This is a genomic window from Oscillibacter sp. (assembly GCF_032060045.1).
Taxonomy (GTDB): Bacteria; Bacillota; Clostridia; order Oscillospirales; family Oscillospiraceae; genus Oscillibacter.
Window position 1 is genome coordinate 67,242 of sequence record NZ_DAMBZJ010000015.1, and the last position, 3,881, is coordinate 71,122.

The 3,881-nt window shown below is 53.0% G+C and carries 3 protein-coding genes; 1 reads left to right on the forward strand and 2 read right to left on the reverse strand.

Translation table 11 applies throughout. The features are described from left to right. Window positions 1-69: 69 nt before the first annotated feature. Both RT018_RS07975 and glsA read right to left on the reverse strand, forming a co-directional pair. Window positions 70-1,476, reverse strand: coding sequence for an alanine/glycine:cation symporter family protein (locus RT018_RS07975; protein ID WP_312940837.1), 1,407 nt, complete (start codon window positions 1,474-1,476; stop codon window positions 70-72). A gap of 155 nt (window positions 1,477-1,631) precedes the next feature. Next, window positions 1,632-2,579: a glutaminase A gene (gene glsA, locus RT018_RS07980; RefSeq protein ID WP_312940839.1), complete on the reverse strand. Its 948-nt coding sequence runs from the start codon at window positions 2,577-2,579 to the stop codon at window positions 1,632-1,634. Window positions 2,580-2,873: 294 nt separating this feature from the next. Between glsA and RT018_RS07985 the strand changes: the two genes are divergently transcribed. Beyond that, window positions 2,874-3,809, forward strand: coding sequence for a LysR family transcriptional regulator (locus RT018_RS07985; RefSeq protein WP_312940840.1), 936 nt, complete (start codon window positions 2,874-2,876; stop codon window positions 3,807-3,809). The last annotated feature ends 72 nt before the right edge of the window (window positions 3,810-3,881 follow it).

Below are 3,881 nucleotides of genomic sequence, written 5' to 3' on the forward strand. Positions count from 1 at the left end.
GGCGCTTGCGGAACGGGCTCGTTCATTGCAGACCATAAGCCCCTGCTGATTGGCGTAGCTTCGGGGAAGTTACTTCCAATAGTCCAACTGGCTGACGTCCATACCGATATCGGAGGCGTGGAAGACGGGGTTATTGCCCTCCTTCTTCTGCGTTACATAGTCACGGCAGGCGCTTACTGCCACCCTGCTCAAAACAGCGCACGCTGGAAGATTGATCAGACACATAATGGCCATCATAATATCCGCAATGGCCCACGCGGCAGACATAGACAGGGCCGCGCCAATCACAATTACCGCCGCGCAAACCAGGCGGAAACCCAGCATAAAGCGTTTGCTGGGCACTTTGCGGTGAATAAAAGACAAGGCGTTATCCACATAAAACAGATTGCCCAACAGCGTGGTGAACGCGAAGAGGACCATTGCTGTCGTAACAAAGATAGGGCCAAAATCTCCCATGATGGTTCTGACGGACTCCTGCACATAAGGCGCGCCGGCAAGCTCGGCGGTGGGCTCCACGCCGGAGCACAGGCACATCAGCGCTGTGGCGCTGCAAATCAAAATGGTGTCGATAAACACGGACAAAACTTGCACCAGCCCCTGCTTGACGGGATGGGAGACGTCGGCCGCCGCCGCGGCGTTGGGAGCAGAACCAACGCCCGCTTCGTTGGAATAAAGTCCGCGCTTGATCCCATACATCATGCAGGAACCCGCGATGCCCGAGAAAATCGCCTTGAAATCGAACGCGTCACGGAAGATTTCTTTGATTACGGAGGGAATCAGGCTTGCGTTGGAAAGCAGCACGATCAAAGAAACGGCAATGTACATCAGGCCCATGAAGGGGACAATGGTGCTGGTGGCCTTGACCACGCGGCGACCGCCGCCCAGAATGCACCAGCCCACGAGAACCGCCAAAATAGTGCCGATCACCCATGGAGAGGTTTTGGCGTCGTAAAAACTATATACAGAGAAGGTGGATTGCAGGTTGTAAGAGGCCAGCATATTGAAGCCGCCCGCATAGGTGAGAATCAGACACACGGAGAACAAGACGGCAAGACCGCGGTTATGGAGGGCAGTTTCAATGTAATAGGCCGGGCCGCCGTAGCTGTCGCCGTTTTCGTCCCTGCGCTTGTAGATCTGCGCCAGAGTGCTTTCCACAAACGCAGAGGCGCCGCCGATAACGGCGATCAGCCACATCCAAAACACCGAGCCATAGCCGCCCAGACAGACGGCGGTGGAAACACCCACGATGTTTCCGGTGCCAACGCGGGAGGCGGTGGAAACCATCAGCGCCTGAAATGAAGAAATTTTTCCCTCGGTGGAGGGCTTTTCCATCACCACGCGGATCGATTGGGGGAAGAGCCGGAGCTGGACAAAGCCGGTGCGCAGGGAGAAAAACAGACCGGCTGCCAGCAGGACAACAATCAGTACCGGGTAGTACAAAAAGCTGTCCAGATCACCCAAAATTGTCAATATCATGGTGTACCTCTCTCTTTCGTCCTAAAATTTGCAGAAAATTTTGACGCCTTGCTGCAATCCGGGCCCGGCAAGGCAAATCTGTTGATAGAACACCCCCTGTCTCTCGCCGCTTTGCGAGGCAAACAATGCACGGAACTGACATCCGCAATTTTACATTATACCGTATAACCGGAGCTGGAAAAATAGTGAAGCCCTAAATAATGCGAAAGATATTCCAGCACACGGTATGCGCCCACGCTGTTTCCCTTGGGGTCCAGTGCGGGATTGAAGGCCGCTAGACCCATCTTTCGTTCCACGGTTCCCATAATGCCGCCGCCCACGCCGCTTTTGGCCGGGATGCCCACCTTCATGGCAAACTCTCCCGAGGCGTCGTACATTCCGCAGGTCACCATCAGGGTTTTCACAATGCGCACAATCCAGTCCTCCAAAAGCGTCTCGCCAGTGCGGGGGTCCACGCCGTTGTTGGCCAGAATCAATGCATAGTTTGCCAAATCCTCCACGTTTACGCTCAGCGAGCACATCCAGAAATACAGGTCCACCACGTCTTCGGCGTCATGTTCCAGAATATTGTCACCCTGCATGAGGTATGCCATGGAGCGATTGCGCATCCCCGCCTTTTTTTCCGACTGAAACACCGCTTTGTCCAGATGAATGGTGTCCCGGCGGCAAAGTCTTTGGGTAAGCGCCAGAAAATCTCCAGAGGGATCTTTGCTGTCCATGCAGCAGTCGGCGGTGGCAATGGCGCCTGCGTTAATCATGGGGTTAAGCGGATGGGCGGTTTTTGTTTCCAGCCGGACCAGTGAATTAAATGCGTCGCCGGTCGGCTCTACCCCCCCCTTGCTGAATACTTTGTCATAGCCTGCCGTTTGCAAGGCCATGATGAGGGTGAGGGTTTTGGAAATGCTCTGAATGGTAAATTCCTGATGCCAGTCTCCTGCGGAATAAACCTCCCCGTCGGTGGTGATGACGCAGGCTCCCAGTTTATCCGGGTGTTCTTTTGCAAGCTCCGGGATATAGGTGGCGACCTTCCCTGTGTGAAGAAAGGTGCGGGCATAATCCGTCGCGTCAATCAGCGTTTTTTCAATCAGTTCATTGCGAGCCATCGGATATCATTCTCCCTTTTTCCATTCCGTCCCTGAATTTAGCGGCAAATTGGGCAAATCGCCTTATAATTTACAATATGCTAACATACTTTTTGGGAAATGTATAATAGCAATCTCCGATAGGGTTATGCAGCAGCGGTTATAGTAGATTCGCCTGAATTGCCAAAAATTCTTTGTCAACTTCGCATAGTAAATCACTGCATCATTTCTCCGAAAAATGCGCTATAATAGAAAATATATACAAAGGGGGCAGAAACGCCCCGGCGTGTGTGTCGGGATAAAGGAGAGAACAGCATGGACATCAAGCATCTGGAGTTTTTCTGCGCGGTGGCCCGCTATGGGTCGATTAACCGGGCGGCGCAGGAGCTATACATTTCCCAGCCACATCTCAGCCACATCGTTCGGGACTTGGAGACGGATGTGGGGGTGCCTCTGTTTCAGCGGACCAAACAGGGCGTCACGCTTACAACGGAGGGACAGGCCTTTTTGGAGCACTCCAAGGTAATTCTCAAGGAGATGGAGAGTCTTAAGCAGGTCTCCTGCCGAACGGAGCCGGAGGGGGACTGCATGAGACTCTCCATGACCAAGTTTACCCACACGATGGAAAGCTTTAATGAGGTGTGTACCCGCCGCCAGCGGCTTCCCAAGTTTACTTATTTTCTGAATGAGGGGACCACGCTGGACGTGGTTTCGGATGTGGAGGAATGCGTTTGCAATGTAGGGTGCATTCACTTTGCAAGCCATGAGGCGGAGCGCTTTTGCAAGCTTATTTCCGAAAAAGGGCTGGAGCTGACACCGCTGGTCACCATGGCGCCACATATCGTCGTCTCCAAAAACCACGCGCTGCTGCGCAGAAATATTCCCGTCACACTGAAGAGTTTGCGGGACTACGGGTTTGTACGCTATATCGGACAGTATGAGGACTTTATTTATAATATTTCCACGGAGGACCATCAGACCGATCTGAACAGTTCCTCCCGCATTATCTATGTATATGGGCGGGCGGCGTTAATGCATCTGATTTCCGAGAGTGATTTTTATACCATCGGTATTCAGGGTTTTTCCACGCAGGATTCTTTGTATCAGTGTGTCTCCATCCCCATTCAAAACTGCAAGGAACGACTAGAGTTTGGCCTGATCACCCGTAAGGGAGCGGTGCTGTCCGATTCTGAACAGGAGTTTATTCGGAACGTCACAACCCGGTTCCACGCGCTCCAGAAGACACCCTGACTGCCTTTGGCGTCCGGCTGCGCATTTGGCCAGAGGACAGCATACGTAGGTAAATAAAAAGAGCGGGACCTG

Bases quoted from the DNA above. Each gene is read 5' to 3' on its own strand.
- RT018_RS07975 (WP_312940837.1), bottom strand. From the start codon at position 1,476: ATGATATTGACAATTTTGGGTGATCTGGACAGCTTTTTGTACTACCCG.
- RT018_RS07985 (WP_312940840.1), top strand. From the start codon at position 2,874: ATGGACATCAAGCATCTGGAGTTTTTCTGCGCGGTGGCCCGCTATGGG.
- glsA (WP_312940839.1), bottom strand. From the start codon at position 2,579: ATGGCTCGCAATGAACTGATTGAAAAAACGCTGATTGACGCGACGGAT.